Annotated in this window: 14 protein-coding genes; 1 reads left to right on the forward strand and 13 read right to left on the reverse strand. The window is 73.1% G+C overall.

Going from position 1 to position 16,128, the window contains the following annotated elements; all coding sequences use genetic code 11:
* Window positions 1–7: 7 nt before the first annotated feature.
* The 12 genes from CP973_RS31145 to CP973_RS31200 form a co-directional block, all read right to left on the reverse strand.
* Window positions 8–1,234, reverse strand: a complete 1,227-nt coding sequence (locus CP973_RS31145; protein ID WP_150247190.1) for a class I SAM-dependent methyltransferase — start codon at window positions 1,232–1,234, stop codon at window positions 8–10.
* Window positions 1,231–2,580 carry an NDP-hexose 2,3-dehydratase family protein gene (locus CP973_RS31150; RefSeq protein ID WP_150247191.1) on the reverse strand — a complete coding sequence of 450 codons (1,350 nt, stop codon included), beginning with the start codon at window positions 2,578–2,580 and terminating at the stop codon, window positions 1,231–1,233. The genes CP973_RS31145 and CP973_RS31150 overlap by 4 nt, the downstream gene beginning before the upstream one ends.
* On the reverse strand, window positions 2,580–3,692 hold the full coding sequence (locus CP973_RS31155) for a DegT/DnrJ/EryC1/StrS family aminotransferase (RefSeq protein WP_150247192.1): 1,113 nt from the start codon (window positions 3,690–3,692) through the stop codon (window positions 2,580–2,582). Before CP973_RS31155 ends, CP973_RS31150 begins: the two co-directional genes overlap by 1 nt.
* Window positions 3,689–4,669 carry a dTDP-glucose 4,6-dehydratase gene (gene rfbB / locus CP973_RS31160; protein ID WP_150247193.1) on the reverse strand — a complete coding sequence of 327 codons (981 nt, stop codon included), beginning with the start codon at window positions 4,667–4,669 and terminating at the stop codon, window positions 3,689–3,691. The genes CP973_RS31155 and rfbB overlap by 4 nt, the downstream gene beginning before the upstream one ends.
* Window positions 4,666–5,733 (reverse strand): glucose-1-phosphate thymidylyltransferase, encoded by a 1,068-nt coding sequence (locus tag CP973_RS31165; protein WP_150247194.1) that lies wholly within the window; start codon window positions 5,731–5,733, stop codon window positions 4,666–4,668. Before CP973_RS31165 ends, rfbB begins: the two co-directional genes overlap by 4 nt.
* 166 nt (window positions 5,734–5,899) lie before the next feature.
* Window positions 5,900–6,919 (reverse strand): helix-turn-helix domain-containing protein, encoded by a 1,020-nt coding sequence (locus tag CP973_RS31170; protein ID WP_244410136.1) that lies wholly within the window; start codon window positions 6,917–6,919, stop codon window positions 5,900–5,902.
* 162 nt (window positions 6,920–7,081) lie between these two features.
* Window positions 7,082–7,534 (reverse strand): bifunctional DNA primase/polymerase, encoded by a 453-nt coding sequence (locus tag CP973_RS31175; RefSeq protein ID WP_150247195.1) that lies wholly within the window; start codon window positions 7,532–7,534, stop codon window positions 7,082–7,084.
* 192 nt (window positions 7,535–7,726) lie between these two features.
* Window positions 7,727–9,142: an NAD(P)/FAD-dependent oxidoreductase gene (locus CP973_RS31180; protein ID WP_425282038.1), complete on the reverse strand. Its 1,416-nt coding sequence runs from the start codon at window positions 9,140–9,142 to the stop codon at window positions 7,727–7,729.
* Between the two features lie 5 nt (window positions 9,143–9,147).
* On the reverse strand, window positions 9,148–9,945 hold the full coding sequence (locus CP973_RS31185) for an ABC transporter permease (protein WP_150247196.1): 798 nt from the start codon (window positions 9,943–9,945) through the stop codon (window positions 9,148–9,150).
* Window positions 9,942–10,874: an ABC transporter permease gene (locus tag CP973_RS31190; protein ID WP_150247197.1), complete on the reverse strand. Its 933-nt coding sequence runs from the start codon at window positions 10,872–10,874 to the stop codon at window positions 9,942–9,944. Before CP973_RS31190 ends, CP973_RS31185 begins: the two co-directional genes overlap by 4 nt.
* Window positions 10,871–12,019: an ABC transporter ATP-binding protein gene (locus CP973_RS31195; protein ID WP_150247198.1), complete on the reverse strand. Its 1,149-nt coding sequence runs from the start codon at window positions 12,017–12,019 to the stop codon at window positions 10,871–10,873. Before CP973_RS31195 ends, CP973_RS31190 begins: the two co-directional genes overlap by 4 nt.
* Before the next feature lie 394 nt (window positions 12,020–12,413).
* A complete protein-coding gene (locus CP973_RS31200; protein WP_150247199.1) occupies window positions 12,414–13,931 on the reverse strand; it encodes a gamma-aminobutyraldehyde dehydrogenase in 1,518 nt (505 codons plus the stop codon).
* Window positions 13,932–14,161: 230 nt separating this feature from the next.
* Here CP973_RS31200 and CP973_RS31205 point away from each other — a divergent pair, with 230 nt between their 5' ends.
* Window positions 14,162–14,773 (forward strand): NADAR family protein, encoded by a 612-nt coding sequence (locus CP973_RS31205; protein ID WP_150250540.1) that lies wholly within the window; start codon window positions 14,162–14,164, stop codon window positions 14,771–14,773.
* Here CP973_RS31205 and CP973_RS41495 read toward each other — a convergent pair.
* Window positions 14,770–16,089, reverse strand: coding sequence for a DUF4190 domain-containing protein (locus tag CP973_RS41495; protein ID WP_167538548.1), 1,320 nt, complete (start codon window positions 16,087–16,089; stop codon window positions 14,770–14,772). The genes CP973_RS31205 and CP973_RS41495 overlap by 4 nt on opposite strands.
* Window positions 16,090–16,128: the final 39 nt, after the last annotated feature.

Here is a 16,128-nt window from a genome sequence, read left to right on the forward strand (position 1 = left end):
CCGGCCCTCACACCACGCGCACCTCCGGCACGTACCGGATCCACCGCCCGCCCGCGGCCCGGAACGCCCGCTCCCTGGCCATGATCTCTTCGGCGTGGTTCCAGGCGAACAGCAGCGCGTAGTCCGGGTAGGGCGAGGCGAAGGCCGCGGGCGGGCGGACGGGGAGGTGGGCGCCGGGAGTCAGCCTGCCCTGTTTGGCCGGGGTGCTGTCGCAGACGTAGGGGACCAGGCGGGGGCTCAGGCCGCAGTACGTGGTCACGGTGCAGCTCTTGGCCGTGGCCGCGTACCCCGCCACCGTACGGCCCGCGGCGCGCAGTGCTTCGAGCAGCGCCACCAGGTCCCCGCGCACGCGCTCCACCCGGCCCGCGAAGGCGTCCAGGGTCCCGGGCGCCGTCAGCCCGCGGGCCTCCTCGTCCGCCAGGACCTCCGCCACCGCCGGAGCGGGCCCGCGGCGTCCGGCCCGGGTGAGGACGTAGCGGAGCTGGCCGCCGTGCACCGGCAGCCGTTCGACGCCGGTGAGCCGGAATCCGTACCGCTCGGCCAGGAGGCGCACGGAGGTCGCGGTGAAGTACCAGTGGTGCTCGTCGTAGAACTGGTCGAAGGCGGTGCGCCGGACGATCTCGCCGAGATAAGGGTCCTCGAAGACGAACGCGCCGTCCGCGGTGAGGAGCTCGTCCAGGCCCGCGAACAGGCCGGGCAGGTCGGCGATGTCGCACACGGTGTTGGCGGCGTACACGACCCGGGCGCGGCCCTCGGCGGCGGCGACTTCGCGCGCGGACGCGGCGGTCAGGAAGTCGGGGCGCACCCGCGCCGCTTCGTACCCGCAGTGCCCGGACGGCTCGAAGGCGAGCGGACGCACCCCGGCCTCCGCCAGGGTCCGGAGCACCACGCCGTCCGTACGGCCGACCTCGACGGCCAAGGCGCCCCGCGCACCGCGCAGTTCGGTGTCCAGCAGGCGCCGCCCGGCCGCCCGGAAGTGGTCGCGCATCACGGCGGAACCGGACGAGTGGTACGGGTATCCCTGGTACGCCCGGTGTTCCCGCGGGACAGCGCTCGTGAGCTGCACCAGGGCGCAGCGCCCGCAGTGCCCGGCGGCGAGGCGGTAGCGGACCGTGTCGCCCGTCCCCGCCAGGGCCTCGGCGGGCGTCGGGAAGGCCGAGGACAGCGGGTGGTCCCCGAGGTCGAGGAAGGTGCGCAGCGGCGCCGCGCAGATCCGGCACGCCGTTCCGGTCATCGGGAGGCCTCCGGTCCGTGCAGGCTGCGCAGGCAGGTGAGCAGGGTGCGGGCCTGGACGGTGACGTAGTGGCTGTGGCGCAGCAGCGCGCAGATCTGACGCTCCGTCACCCAGCGGAAGTCACCCGCCGCCTCGTACGCGCCGGCCCCGTCGGCCGCCACGATCCGGTAGCGGTTGAGCGCGTGGTGGAAGCGGCCGCCCTCCTCCGACAGGAGCGCGTCGAAGAGCACCCGGTCCGGTGGCGCGTCCCGCACCTCGTCCAGGAAGCGCGGGCGGGCCGCGACCGGCAGCCCCGCGTAGTTCTCCGGGGTGCAGCACACCGTCGCGGTCAGCTCGGCCGCGTCCACGCCGCCCGGTTCGGCGGCGGCGTGCACCAGGACGTGCGGTACGCCGTCGATGCGGGTGTGCAGGAAGGCGATGACGCCGGTGCCGCACGGGCGCAGCATGGGCTGGGTCCAGCGCCGCACCTCACGGCCGCCCGCCCGTACCTCGACCGCGACGACCTCGAAGAACCGGCCGCCGTCGTGGCGGATCGCGTGCTCGGCGCGATGCCAGCCCGGCAGTCCGCGCAGCGGTACGGGCCGGGTGCGCAGGCCGGGCCGGCTGCGGACCTCGGTGAGCCAGCACAGGATCTCCCGCCCGGTGTGGCGCGCCCGGCCCGCCGGGCCGGGCGGCGGGGGCAGGCAGGCGAGCACGCTCCGGGCGTCCATGTTCACCACGTCACCGGCCGTGAGCAGCGCGTGGATCTGCGGCAGCGTCATCCACCGGTGCCCCGGCAGCACCGCCACGTCCTCGGTCGTGCGCACGATCATGTTGCGGTTGCGCTTGCGGTAGAACCACGCGCCCTGTTCCGACTGGCGTACGTCCGCGATCAGCGCGCGCGGCGGCGGGTTGCGGAAGTGGCGCAGGTAGGGCACGGCCAGCCCGCCGTGCGCGCGGGTGAAATTGGAGCGGGTGGCCTGCACGGTGGGGGCGAGCTGGAGGCCGCCCGCGTTGCCCGGTTCGGGTTTGGCCTGCATCAGGTAGTGCGGCACCCCGCCGAAGTCCTTGACCAGCAGCCCGAGGATGCCGGTCTCGGGCTGGTGCAGGACGGGCTGCGCCCAGTGCGGCACGGGACCGTCCGGCGCCGTCACGTCCAGACCCCCGACGCTGAAGAAACCGCCCCCGTCGTGGACGAGGTCGCCGGTGCGCGCGTCGGTGTGCCAGCCCTCCAGGGCGTCCAGCGGGATGCGCCGGGTACGGGTGTACGTGCGCTCGCCGACCTCGGCGAACCAGCGGCCGACCGCGCCGGGGACCACAGGGACGGCGGCGGGCGCGGACGCCGCCGTGGACACGGGGGCGGCCATCACAGCCCTCCCAACACATCGAGCAGCGCACCGATCACCTTGTCCTGGAGACCCCGCGGCAGCGACGGATACATGGGCAGCGAGAAGATCTCCCCGGCCAGCGCCTCGGTGACGGGCAGCGCTCCCCTGCCGTATCCCAGGTGTGCGAAGCCGCTCATGGTGTGCACCGGCCACGGGTAGCTGATGTTGAGCGCGATGTCGTACCGCTCCTCCAGGAGACGCAGGATGCGGTCCCGTTGGGGGTGGCGGACGACGTAGAGGTAGTACACGTGGTCGTTGCCCGGGGCCGTGACGGGCAGCACCAGGCCGCTGCCCGCGAGCGCCTGCTCGTAGCGCCGGGCGACCGCGCGGCGGGCGGCGATGTAGCGGTCCAGGCGGCGCAGTTTGCGGCGCAGGATCTCGGCGTGCACCTCGTCCAGGCGGCTGTTGTGGCCCGGGGTGCGGACCACGTAGTAGCGCTCCCGCATGCCGTAGTACCGCAGCCGCCGCAGCGCCGCGTCGACCCGGGTGTCCGGGGTGAGCACGGCGCCGCCGTCGCCGTATGTGCCGAGGACCTTGGTCGGGTAGAAGGAGAACGCCGCGGCGTCGCCCAGGGTTCCGGCCAGGCGGCCGTGGTGCCGGGCGCCGTGGGCCTGCGCGCAGTCCTCCAGGACGGCCAGTCCGTGCGCGTCGGCGACGGCACGGAGGGGCGCCGTCTCCACGCACTGCCCGTACAGGTGCACCGGGAGCAGGGCCCGGGTGCGGCCCGTCACGGCCGCCGCGACCTGCCGGGTGTCCATCAGGTACGTGTCGGGGTGCACGTCCACGAAGACGGGTACGGCCCCGGCCGCGTCGATGGCGAGGACGGTGGGCGCCGCGGTGTTGGAGACGGTGACGACCTCGTCGCCGGGGCGGATGCCGAGGGCCTGGAGGGCGAGGGTGACGGCGTTGGTCCCGTTGTCGACGCCGACGCAGTGGGCGGTGCCGTGCCAGGCGGCGTACTCGGCCTCGAAGCCGCGGACGCTGTCGCCGAGCACCAGCTGCCCGGAGCGGAAGACCGTGTCGACGGCGTCGAGCAGGTCCGCCCGCTCGTCCGCGTACTCGGCCAGGTAGTCCCACACTCGTGTGGTCATCGGTGTGCCGTCTCCTTCCACCATTCGGGGTGGGCGCGGTACCAGGCCACGGTGTCGGCCAGGCCGCGGTCGAAGCCGGTGCGCGGCGTGTGGCCCAGCTCCGTACGGATCTTGGTCGCGTCGAGCGCGTAGCGGCGGTCGTGGCCTTTGCGGTCGGCCACCCGGCGGACACTGGACCAGTCGGCGCCGCACAGCCGCAGCAGGTGCCCGGTCAGCGCGAGGTTGGTGTGCGCGCTGCCGCCGCCGACGTGGTAGATCTCGCCCGCCCTGCCGTGGTGGAGGACCCGGTGGACGGCGCGGCAGTGGTCGTCCACGTGCAGCCACTCGCGGACGTGGCACCCGTCGCCGTACAGGGGCAGTTCGCGGCCCTCCAGGAGGCGGGTCACGAAGCGCGGGATGAGCTTCTCGGGGTGCTGGTACGGGCCGTAGTTGTTGCAGCAGCGGGTGATCGACACGTTCAGCCCGTGGGTGTGGTGGCAGGCGAGCACGAGCAGGTCGGCGCCCGCCTTGGACGCCGCGTACGGCGAACGCGGCGCCGGCGGCTGGTCCTCGGTCCACGCGCCGTGCGCGATCGAGCCGTAGACCTCGTCGGTGGAGATGTGCACCATGCGGCCGACGCCGGTGCGCAGGCAGGCGTCGAGGAGCGTCTGGGTGCCGAGGACGTTGGTCCGGACGAAACCGGGCGCGGCGTCCGGGGCGAGCGAGCGGTCGACATGCGTCTCGGCCGCGAAGTGCACCACGGCGTCGTGGCCGGGCAGCAGGGCCAGCAGCAGTGGCAGATCGCCGATGTCGCCGGGCACGAAGCGCATGCGGGGGTGGTGCGCGGGCAGGTTGGCGCGGTTGCCCGCGTAGGTGAGCAGGTCCAGGACGGTGACGTGGGTGTCCGCGTCGGACCGCTCCCCGAAGCCGCCGCCCAGGAGCGTACGGACGTAGTGCGAGCCGATGAACCCGGCGCCGCCGGTGACCAGGAGCTTCACGCCGCCACCTCGATCCGGCTGTCGTCGCCCACCAGCAGCCGGTTCCGCCCGTCGCCGGGACGAGCACGGCCGACGCGGGCGGCGCGGCCGATCAGCGAGCCGTGCAGGCCGCCGACCCGGTCGATCGTCACGCCGTCGAGGGTGACGGAGTCCGCGATCCCGGCCCGGCGCAGCACACAGTCGCGGCCCAGGGCGGTGTACGGGCCGAGACGGCTGTCCTCGACGACGGTGCCCGCGCCGACCAGGGCCGGTCCCTCGATCACCGATCCGGTCACCCGGGCTCCGGCCTCGATCACGACCGGCCCGGAGAGCCGGCTCGCGGCGTCGACGGTCCCCGCCGTCACCGGCCGGATGTCCTCCAGGAGCCTGCGGTTGCACGCCAGTACGTCGTCGGCGCACCCGATGTCGCGCCAGTAGCCGCCGTACTCCCCCGCCCGGACCTCGGCGCCCGCGTCGATCAGCCACTGCACGGCGTCGGTGATCTCCAGTTCGCCGCGCCGGCCCGGTGCGATGGCGGCCACCGCCCGGTGCACCTCGGCGGTGAAGAAGTAGACGCCGACCAGGGCGAGGTCGCTGCGCGGCCGGTCCGGCTTCTCCGTCACCCGCAGCACGGCGCCGTCAGCGTCCAGCTCCGCGACGCCGAAGCGGCGCGGGTCGGGCACCTTCCGGAGGGTCAGCTGAGCGGCGGGGCGCTCGGCGGCGAAGCGCGCGGCGAGCGTGCCGATCCCTTCGGGCAGCACATTGTCGCCGAGGTGGAGCAGGAAATCGTCGGTCCCCAGGAATTCCCGGCCGAGAGCCACACAATGGGCCAGGCCCAGCGGCTGTTCCTGGCGGAGAAAGGTGAGCCGTACGCCGAGGTCCGCGCCGTCGCCGAGGGCCGCCGCGATGTGCCGGTCCCGTGCGTCGACGACGATGCCGATATCCGTGATGCCCAGCTCCCGGATGTTCTCCAGGACGTGCCGCAGCACGGGCTTGCCCGCGACGGGAATCAATTGTTTGGGCATCGCATACGTGAAAGGGCGGAGCCGGGTACCCGTTCCGCCGGACAGCACCAGAGCCTTCATGACAACGGAGTGTCGACGCGCCCGTCGTACCGGAGAAGAGCCCTTCGGTGGACCGAACCGGCCATGTCCCTTTCGGTCCACGCTCCGGCCGCCGAGGAAAGGCACGCGGAATTCCGGCCGGTCGTGGCGCACCGGCCGGAATGCCCCGCTCGTGCTGTCCGGCGCGTCAGGCGGAGGACGCCGGAAGATATCCCAGCTGGGCGGCGAGCACGCCCGCCTGGAACCGGCTGCGCGCCTTCATGCCCGCCATCGCGTCGGTCGCGATCCGGCGGGCCGTACGGGCCGAGACGCCCAGCCGCCGGGCGACCGTGGCGTCCGTGTGGCCCTCGGCGAGCAGTTGCAACGCGGCCAGCTGCTGCCGGGTGAAGCCGTCCGCCGCCCGCCGGGACGGCGGCGGGCCCAGCCGTTCGGCCGCTGCCCACACGGCGTCGAACAGCGTGCTCAGCGCGGTCACCACGCCGTGCACCCGTACGGTGACGGCGGTCTGCGCGGTGTCCTCCGCGGAGGTGGAGACGAGCGCGCAGCGGCGGTCCACGACGACCATACGGGTGGGCAGCACGGCGACCGTACGGACCTCCGCGCCGGCCGACGCCAGCCACTCGGCGTGGGCCACGGCCGCCGGATCGTGCCGGGCGCTGTCCAGGCAGACGGTACGCACCCGGATTCCGCGGGCCAGCAGCCTCTCGTACAGCGGCCGCAGCGTCGGCAGTCCGGGCAGCGCGCCCGCCTGCCCGGGCGCGAACACCTGCAATTCCTCTTCGGCGGCCGCGCCGATCTCCGCCAGATGGTCGGATATCCGGTCGGCCCCGGCCAGCCGGACCACGCCGTGCTCGGCGGCGGATTGCTGGTGCACGGCGTATTCGGAGACGAGCCGGGCGGCGGCGGCCCGGCTTTCCTCCACGCGCTGTTGCTGCGCGGCGAGTTCGGCCTGCTGCCGGGCGAGCAGGATGTCCATGCCCAGCCGCGGGCTCACCGCGTACAGCCTGCCGGAGTGCTCCGCCGAAGGGCGGGCCAGCGCCAGTTCCGCCAGGCGGACCAAGGCCAGCTCGACTTCCCGTTCGGTCATTCCCGTACGGTCCGCCAATGACGCCGGTGCGGCGTACGGCTGGGCCAGCAGCGCCCGGTAGACCATTTCCGTCTCCGGCTCGACGCCGAGTCTCCCGAGAACGTGTTCCGACGTGCGCACAACTCTTCCCCCCTGGAAATGCGGCACCTGATGCGGGCGTCGGGCGCCCCCTGCGCCCGGCCCGGTCGGGGAGTCCTGGCGTACGGCCTCCCGTCCCGGAACACGGATGCCGGGTCCGGGCGACTCAACGGCGCGCCCCGAAAGGCCGGTTCGTGTGCCACCTCACGTCCCGTCCGCGAGCGAGGCGGCCGCTTCGTGCATCGCCAGTTCGAGCACCGCCGGTTCGGTGAGCCGCCCCGTGCCGTCGGGGGTGACGAGCCAGCGGACACCCCCCGTCGCCCGGCCCGGGTACGGCACCACGATCCAGCTGCCGCTGCCCGCGCCGCGCACCCCGGTGCCCAGCCAGCGCGCGGCCGTGCCCGGCGGCACGAAGAAGCCCGTACGGGCGTCCCCGAAGTCCCCGAGCACCGGCCCCGGACGGCCCGCCACCCGCGTCAGCACGTCCAGCGTCGGGCGTCCCAGCGCGCCGGGCACGATCAGCACGTCCCAGAGCCGGCCGGCCGGGAGGAGCGCCACCCCGAGGGGGTTGCGCTCCCACTCCCACCGGCAGGCATCGGGGTCCGCTGCCGCCGTCACCAGCCACTCCACTGCGTTCTTGGCCCCCGCGGCGTCCATGTCCCCTCGCTTCCGCGGTCCGCTCGGACCGCTGTCCGCCCGGTGAGAGACCGCGGCGGCGGCATCCTTACACGGGTTTGCCGGGGTTTTTCGCGGTGGACGGAAGCGGTGGGGGGCGTGGAGTGGTGCGTACGGGAGCTTTGGGCGGTGGGCGCGCCCGAGGAGCACGGGCGCGCGCCGTACGGCCCGTCGTCAGCTGTCGAAGCCGAGCCCGGCCCTGTCCATCGCCCGCAGCCACAGGTTGCGGCGGCCGCCGTGGATGTCGGCCCTGGTCATGGACCACTGCGTGAGGCCGATCCCGGCCCAGCGCAGCGGCTCCGGCGGGAACGGCAGCGGCTTCGTGCGGACCATCTCCAGCTCGGTGCGCTCGGTGCGCTCGCCCGCGAGGAAGTCGAGCATGACCTCCGCGCCGAAGCGGGTGGCACCCACGCCCAGGCCCGTGTAGCCGGCCGCGTAGGCGACCCGCCCGGCGTGCGCGGTGCCGAAGAAGGCCGAGAAGCGCGAGCAGGTGTCGATGGCACCGCCCCAGGCGTGGGTGAAGCGCAGGCCCGCCAGCTGCGGGAAGCACTGGAAGAAGTGCCGGGCCAGCTTCTCGTACGTGGCCGGGCGGTGGTCGTACTCGGCGCGGACCGAGGCGCCGAAGCGGTAGACGGCGTCGTAGCCGCCCCACAGGATGCGGTGGTCGGCGGTCAGCCGGAAGTAGTGGAAGTGGTGGTTGCTGTCGGACAGGCCCTGGCGGCCCCGCCAGCCGATGGCGGCACGCTGTTCGTCGGAGAGCGGCTCCGTCATCAGCGCGTGGTCGTAGACCGGGACGACGTACGGGCGCACGCGGCGCACCAGGGACGGGAAGACGTTGGTGCCCAGCGCGACCCGGCGGGCGAAGACCCGGCCGTACGGCGTGCGGGCCGCCATGCCGAGGCCGTCGGCGGCCAGGGCGGTGGCGGGGGTGTGCTCGTAGATCCGTACACCGAGGTCCAGGCACGCCTTCTTCAGCCCCCAGGCCAGCCGCGCGGGGTTGAGCATGGCGACGCCCGTACGGTTCCAGAGGCCGGCCAGGAAGGTCGGCGAGTCGACCTCGGCGCGCAGCGCCTCGCGGTCGAGGAACTCGATGCCGGTCAGGCCCAGCCGTTCGGCCTGCTCGGCGCCCTCCTTCAGCTCGGCGACCTGGTGGGGTTCGGTGGCGACGTCGATCTCGCCGGTGCGTTCGAAGGCGCAGTCGATGCCGTAGCGGGCGACGGCGTCCTCGATGGCGTCGAGGTTGCGGGCGCCCAGTTCTTCGAGTTTCCCCACCTCGCCCGGCCAGCGGTCCAGTCCGTTGCCGAGGCCGTGGGTCAGGGAGGCGGCGCAGAAGCCGCCGTTGCGGCCGGAGGCGGCCCAGCCGACCTCCTGGCCCTCGACGAGGACGACGTCGCGCGCGGGGTCGCGTTCCTTGGCGAGCAGGGCGGTCCACAGGCCCGAGTAGCCGCCGCCGACGACGAGCAGGTCGGTGTGCTCGTCACCGACGAGGGCGGGGAGGGCGGCCGGACGGTCCGGGTCGTCCAGCCAGAAGGAGGTCGGTGCGGCGTCCGCGAGGGCGTGGACGGGGGTGGTCATGGCAGCTCGTGCCATGGTTCTCAGCTCCTCTTCCGGCGTCCGGAGAGCAGCTGTGCCCCCAGGACGCAGAGCACGGCGATCAGGAACATCGCCGTTCCGATGACATTGATCTGAACGGGTGTGCCACGCTGTGCCGATCCCCAGACGAACATGGGGAACGTCACAGTCGAGCCGGCGTTGAAGTTCGTGATGATGAAGTCGTCGAAGGACAGCGCGAAGGAGAGCAGCGCGCCGGCCGCGATGCCGGGCGCGGCGATCGGCAGGGTGACGCGCAGGAACGTCTGCGCGGGCGACGCGTAGAGGTCCTGCGCCGCCTGTTCCAGGCGCGGGTCCATGCTCATCACCCGGGCCTTGACCGCCGTGACGACAAAGCTCAGACAGAACATCACGTGCGCGATCAGGATCGTCCAGAAGCCGAACCGGATGCCCATGTTGAGGAACAGGGTGGCCAGCGAGGCGGCCATCACCACCTCGGGCATCGCCATCGGCAGGAAGATCAGGGTGTTGACGGCGGGCCGGGCGCGGAAGCGGTAGCGGGCCAGCGCGAAGGCGATCATGGTGCCGAGGACGGTCGCGCCGAGCGTCGACCAGACGGCGATCCGCAGGCTCAGGCCCAGCGAGCCGCACAGGTCGGCGACGCCGCACGGGTCGGTCCAGGCGTCCGTGGAGAAGCGCTGCCACGCGTAGTTGAAGCGCCCGTTGGGCTTGTTGAACGAGAAGACCAGCACGACGAGGTTGGGCAGCAGCAGGTACCCGAGCGTGGCCAGGCCCGCGAGCACGACGAGGTGGCGGCGCAGCCACCGGAGCACGGCCCTCACACCAGGTCCTCCGTCCCGGACTTGCGGATGTAGAGGGTGACCATGGCGAGGATGGCCGCCATGAGGATGAAGGAGAGCGCGGCGGCCGTCGGGTAGTCCAGGACGCGCAGGAACTGCGACTGGATCACGTTGCCGATCATCTTCTGGTCGGTGGAGCCGAGCAGTTCGGCGTTGATGTAGTCACCGGCGGCCGGGATGAAGGTCAGCAGCGTGCCGGCCACCACGCCCGGCATGGACAGGGGGAACGTCACCCGGCGGAAGGTGGTGGCCGGCCGGGCGTACAGGTCGCCGGCGGCCTCGTGCAGCCGCGGGTCGATGCGCTCCAGCGAGGTGTACAGCGGCAGCACCATGAACGGCAGGAAGTTGTACGTCAGCCCGCACACCACCGCCAGCGGCGTGGCCAGCAGCCGCTGTCCCTCGGTCAGCCCCAGCCAGCTCGTCACGTCCAGGACGTGCAGCGAGTTCAGTACGCCGACCACCGGGCCGCCGTCCGCCAGGATCGTCTTCCAGGCCAGGGTGCGGATCAGGAAGCTGGTGAAGAACGGGGCGATGACCAGGATCATCACGACATTGCGCCAGCGGCCCGCCTTGAAGGCGATGAGGTACGCCAGCGGGTAGCCCAGCACCAGGCAGAGCACCGTCGCGGTGGCCGCGTAGCCGACCGAGCGCAGGAACTGCGGCCAGTACTCCCCCAGCGCGTCCCAGTAGGTGGCGAAGTGCCAGGTGACCTCGAAGCCCTCTTCGAGGGAGCCGGTCTGCACGGACGTCGACGCCTGGTAGACCAGCGGCGCGGCGAAGAAGACGACCAGCCAGAGGATGCCGGGGAGCAGCAGCCAGTACGGCACGAGGCGCTTGCGCGTCGCGCGCCCGCGGACCTCCGGCGCGTCCTCGGGGGCCGCGGGTGGCGGTGCTTCGGTGGTCGTCGTCACGCCGCCTCCTCGCCGGTGTCCGCCCCGGCCCCGATGTCCTGGGAGGCGTCCAGGCCGAAGGTGTGCGCGGGGTTCCAGTGGAGAATCACGTCGGCGCCGGGCACCAGGCGGGGGTCGCGCTCGACGTTCTGCTCGTAGACGGCGAGGCGTCCGGCGCCCGGGGACTCGATGACGTACTGCGTGCTGACGCCGAGGAAGCCGGCGTCCCGGACGCGTCCCGGCAGCCGGTTGCGGCCCTCGGCGATGCCGCCCGCGTCGTCGGCGTGGGTGAGGCTGATCTTCTCGGGCCGTACGCCCGCCAGGACCTTGCCGCCGGTGCGGGCCGTGGCACGGCATCGCCCGGCGGGCATCCGCAGCTTGGTCTCCCCGGCGGTCAGCAGCAGGTCGTCGCCGCCGGCCGCCACCACCTCGGCCTCGATGAGGTTGGAGGTGCCCAGGAAGTTGGCGACGAAGGTGGTGGCCGGGTTCTCGTACAGGTCGGCGGGCGCGCCGAGCTGCTCGACCCGGCCGCCGTTCATCACCGCGACCGTGTCGGCCATCGTCAGGGCCTCCTCCTGGTCGTGGGTGACGTGCACGAAGGTGATGCCGACCTCGGTCTGGATGCGCTTGAGTTCGAGCTGCATCTGGCGGCGCAGCTTGAGGTCGAGGGCGCCGAGCGGCTCGTCCAGGAGAAGCACCCGCGGATGGTTGATCAGCGCGCGGGCGACCGCGACGCGCTGCTGCTGGCCGCCGGAGAGCTGCTGGGGTTTACGGCGCGCCATCGGCCCGAGTTCGACCAGGTCGAGCATCTCCTCGACCTGTTTCTTCACGGATTTGATGCCGCGGCGGCGCAGACCGAACGCGATGTTCTCGTAGATGTCCAGGTGCGGGAAGAGCGCGTAGTTCTGGAAGACGGTGTTGACCGGGCGCTTGTACGGCGGCAGGGCGGTGACGTCCCGGCCGTCCAGCTCGACGGTCCCGGTGGACGGGTCCTCCAGCCCCGCGATCATGCGCAGGGTGGTGGTCTTGCCGCAGCCGGAGGCGCCCAGCAGCGCGAAGAAGGAGCCCGCCGGGATGGTCAGGCCGAGCGGGTGGACGGCGGTGAAGGAGCCGTAGGTCTTGCTGATTCCGGAGAGGCGGACGTCGCCACCGGAGGTCTGTGTCATGGGTGGTCCCGTGGGTCGGAAGGCGGGCGGGGCCGGTGCGCGGCCGGGTGCAACGGTCTCAGGCACCCGTGGGTCAGGCGAATTTCCCGGGCGGATTCCTCGCTCGCCGCGCTGTTCGGGCGCGGAAGGAAGGTGACCGGGCGGCGGACTCCCGGTCCGGGCGGAGCAGCGGGTGGTCCGCCAGGTACCGGCCGGTCTCCGCCGGTTCCTCGCGTACGCCGGCGACCGGGCCCCCATGGGTGACGTACGCCGCGATCCGGGCCGGGACCGCCGGGCTCCGGCTCGGGCGCGGACCGGCTCACGGGCTGCCGGGTGTCCTCCATGCGCGGTGCCCTTCCAGGATGAGCCCGGTGGTCGGCCGGTGCGGCCATGTGCGGCGGCTGCCGCCCCGCTCTCAGGCGCGGTCCCCGAAGACGGTCCGGTGCCAGTCCTTCCTGGCAATGCCGGTGTTGTCGTACATGACGTGCTTGACCTGCGTGTACTCCTCGAAGGAATAGGCGGACATGTCCTTGCCGAAGCCACTGGCCTTGTATCCGCCGTGCGGCATCTCGCTGAGGATCGGGATGTGGTCGTTGACCCAGACACAGCCCGCCTTGATCTCGCGGGTGGCGCGGCCGGTGCGGTAGACGTCCCGGCTCCACGCGGAGGCCGCCAGGCCGTACGGCGTGTCGTTGGCCAGCGCGATCCCCTCGTCGTCGCTGTCGAAGGGCAGCACGGCCAGCACCGGCCCGAAGATCTCGCTCTGCACCGCCTCGCTGTCCTGCGCGGCGTCGGTGATCAGCGTGGGCAGGTAGTACGCGCCCTTGGCGCATTCGCCCTGCGGGGCCGCGCCGCCGGTGACGACGGTGGCGTACGACCGGGCCCGGTCGACGAACCCGGCGACCCGGTCGCGCTGGGTGTACGAGATCAGCGGGCCGAGGTCGGTGTCCGGGTCGAACGGGTCGCCGAGCCGCACGGTCGCCATGAGGTCGGCGACACCGCTGACGAACGCGTCGTACAGCGGGCGCTGCACATAGGCGCGGGTGGCGGCGGTGCAGTCCTGCCCGGTGTTGATCAGGGCGCCGGCCACCGCGCCGTGCACCGCGGCTTCCAGGTCGGCGTCGTCGAAGACCACGAAGGGGGCCTTGCCGCCGAGTTCCAGGTGCAGCCGCTTGACGGTGCTGGTGGCGATCTCGGCGACCCGCTTGCCGACCGCCGTCGAGCCGGTGAAGGAGGTCATGGCGACGCCGGGGTGGGCGACCAGGTGCTCACCCGCCTCCCGGCCCGCGCCCGAGACGATGTTGAGCACGCCGTCGGGGATGCCCGCCTCGGTCGCCGCCTGGGCGAACATCACCGAGGTCAGCGGCGTGATCTCGGCGGGCTTCAGCACGACCGTGTTGCCTGCCGCGATGGCCGGCAGCACCTTCCAGGCGGCCATCTGGAGCGGGTAGTTCCAGGGCGCGATGGAGCCGACGACGCCGATGGGCTCCCGGCGGATCACCGAGGTGTGGCCGGGGCTGTACTCCCCCGCCGACCTGCCCTCCAGATGCCGGGCGGCCCCCGCGAAGAAGGCCGCGTTGTCGACCGACCCCGGTACGTCGAACCCCTCGCTGAGCTTGACCGGCTTGCCGCACTGGAGCGACTCGGCGTAGGCCAGTTCCCCGGCCCGTTCGCCGAGGACGGTGGCGAACCGGTGCAGGGCGTCGGAGCGCTCGCCCGGGGTCGCCCCGGCCCACTCGGGGAAGGCGCGCCCGGCGGCCTCGACCGCCGCGTCCACGTCCGCCGTGGAGGCCAGCCGGTAGCCGTACACCTGCTCGCCGGTGGCCGGATCGACCACGTACTGGGTGCGGCCGGAGCTGCCGTCCCGGAGGCCGCCGGCGAGGTACTGCGCGCCCTCGGCGAATCGGTCCCGCACGTCGAATCGCTGGATCATGGTGCTCTCCTCCGCCGGACGCCGGGCCGCTCCGCGGCACCCCAGGCGTAGCTCTTTCCGGAATCGATGGCTGATCTTGACAGAGGAGCAGGACCCCAACAAGGGATTCCGTTGTTGCCTTTTGATTACGCGACGGATTCTGCGATTTCCGTCGTACGGCACCCCGACACGTTGTCAGTGCCCGCTGACAGAATCCCGGCATGATGCACGACAGCACGGGGGGCACGGGGATGAACGAGCCGGGAAGCGGCGCGGCGGACACGGCGACGGCCGCACCGACGGCGGACGGGCCGCGGTCGGCCGAGGAGCTGACCGCGCGGACGGCCGCCGGTGAGCGGTACAAGTACGTGTATTTCTGGGGCCACACGCCCCGCCGCGACGGCGAGCTGGGCGCGAGCTGCTTCAGCCAGTGGTGGCCGTCGCCGTTCACGGTCGACGGCGTGCGCTACGCCACCGCCGAGCACTGGATGATGGCCTGCAAGGCCCGGTTGTTCGGGGACGCGGAGGCGGAGCGGCGGGCGCTGGCCGCCGGGCATCCGAAGCAGGCCAAGGACGCGGGCCGCTCGGTGCGCGGCTTCGACGGCGCGCTGTGGGAGCGGCACCGCTTCGCGTACGTCGTCGAGGGCAATGTGCACAAGTTCGGCCAGGACGACGCCCTGCGCGCGTATCTCCTCGGGACGGGCTCCCGCGTCCTGGTCGAAGCCAGCCCGCTGGACCGCATATGGGGCATCGGACTGGCCGCCGACGACGAACGCGCACAGGACCCGGCGCGCTGGCGCGGTCTGAACCTGCTCGGCTTCGCCCTGATGGAGGCCCGGCAGCGGCTGGGGGCGGGCGCCTAGAACCGGGCGAGGAGGACGAGCTGGGCACTGGACCGGTCCGCCGGAAGGTTCCGCAGGTTCGGGACGGCGGCCGGTCCGGGCGAGGCGGCGTACGCGGGCGCGGCTTCGTGCGCACGGGGGCCGGGTGCGGCTGCGGATTCGTACGCACGGGGGCCGGGTGCGGCTGCGGCCGCGGCTTCGTACGTATCCGGGTCGTCCGCGTCGGGACCGTCCGCATCGGGACCGTCCATGTCCGGACCGTCCATGTCCGGGCCGTCGTCGGAGTCGAAGCCGCCGGGGCCCGAACCGTCGGTGCCCGAACCGTCGGAGTAGCCGGGGTCCCACGGGTCGTCGTCCATATAGGGCGCGTTCGACACCACCACGAAACAGACCATGAGCACGCTCAGCAGCATCGCCACACCGCCCATGATCAGCCCGGCCAGCGCGCTCCCGCCGTTGTCCGCCTCGCCCCGGTCGGCCTTGCTCCGCCCGATGGCGCCGAAGATGATCGCGAGCAGACCGAGGAGGAATCCGAAAGCCACGGTGAAGAAGAGAACCGTGCCCACGATCCCGAGGACGAGAGCGGCGGTGCCGAACCCGTTGTTCAGCGCGAGCGGCACCCAGTAGGGCTGGTAGCCGGGCGGCAACTGCTGCCCCGGACCGCCGCCCGGGTACGGGGCGCCACCCCATCCACCGGAGCCGGGGCTGCCGTACGGAGACACGGGCATGCCGTGGGGGCGGGGCGCGGCGCCCGAGGGGAGACCGCCGTCGTCACCCGGCTGCCCGCCGGTGCCGTTCCGGCTGTCAGCCCGCGGCCCGTCCATCCCGGCGCCGGATATCGGCGGCACACCGGAGCCGGGCGGCGCATACGCCCCTGCGGTGGCCGGCGCGGGCGGCGGCGGAGGCACGTCGTACCGACCTCCGGGGGAGTCCGCGGGGGTTCCGGCCACGGGGGTGGTGGGCGCGGGCGTGGTGGGCGCGGGCGTGTCCACGGTTGGGGCGGCCGGCTCCGGCACGGCCGGCTCCGGGACGGCCGGCTCCGGGACGGCCGGCTCCGGGACGGCCGGCTCCGGGACGGCCGGCTCCGGGACGGCCGCCTCCGGCGTAACCGACTGCGGCGTGACCGACTTGGCCGGCCCCGCCTCCGGGATGCCCGTCCCAGCCACGCCCGGCGCCTTCCGCTGCTCCGGCGGAGCCCATGGATCGCGCGGTTCGGGCTGCGCCACGGTCCCCGCATCGACGGTGGGTTCCGACACACCCGCCTTCGCCACGGCCGACTTGGTCGCCGTCGGCTCCGGCACACCCGTACCGGCCGCAGCGGAGATGGGTTCCGGCATGCCCGTCCCAGCCGCGCCCGGCGCCTTCCGCTGCTCCGG

This window comes from Streptomyces albofaciens JCM 4342 (assembly GCF_008634025.1).
Lineage (GTDB): Bacteria > Actinomycetota > Actinomycetes > Streptomycetales > Streptomycetaceae > Streptomyces > Streptomyces albofaciens.

What these genes read in the sequence shown, in the direction of transcription:
- CP973_RS31145 (WP_150247190.1), bottom strand. Translation starts at nt 1,234, where the DNA reads ATGACCGGAACGGCGTGCCGGATCTGCGCGGCGCCGCTGCGCACCTTC.
- CP973_RS31150 (WP_150247191.1), bottom strand. Translation starts at nt 2,580, where the DNA reads ATGGCCGCCCCCGTGTCCACGGCGGCGTCCGCGCCCGCCGCCGTCCCT.
- CP973_RS31155 (WP_150247192.1), bottom strand. Translation starts at nt 3,692, where the DNA reads ATGACCACACGAGTGTGGGACTACCTGGCCGAGTACGCGGACGAGCGG.
- CP973_RS31165 (WP_150247194.1), bottom strand. Translation starts at nt 5,733, where the DNA reads ATGAAGGCTCTGGTGCTGTCCGGCGGAACGGGTACCCGGCTCCGCCCT.
- CP973_RS31175 (WP_150247195.1), bottom strand. Translation starts at nt 7,534, where the DNA reads ATGGACGCCGCGGGGGCCAAGAACGCAGTGGAGTGGCTGGTGACGGCG.
- CP973_RS31180 (WP_425282038.1), bottom strand. Translation starts at nt 9,142, where the DNA reads ATGGCACGAGCTGCCATGACCACCCCCGTCCACGCCCTCGCGGACGCC.
- CP973_RS31195 (WP_150247198.1), bottom strand. Translation starts at nt 12,019, where the DNA reads ATGACACAGACCTCCGGTGGCGACGTCCGCCTCTCCGGAATCAGCAAG.
- CP973_RS31200 (WP_150247199.1), bottom strand. Translation starts at nt 13,931, where the DNA reads ATGATCCAGCGATTCGACGTGCGGGACCGATTCGCCGAGGGCGCGCAG.
- CP973_RS31205 (WP_150250540.1), top strand. Translation starts at nt 14,162, where the DNA reads ATGAACGAGCCGGGAAGCGGCGCGGCGGACACGGCGACGGCCGCACCG.
- CP973_RS41495 (WP_167538548.1), bottom strand. Translation starts at nt 16,089, where the DNA reads ATGCCGGAACCCATCTCCGCTGCGGCCGGTACGGGTGTGCCGGAGCCG.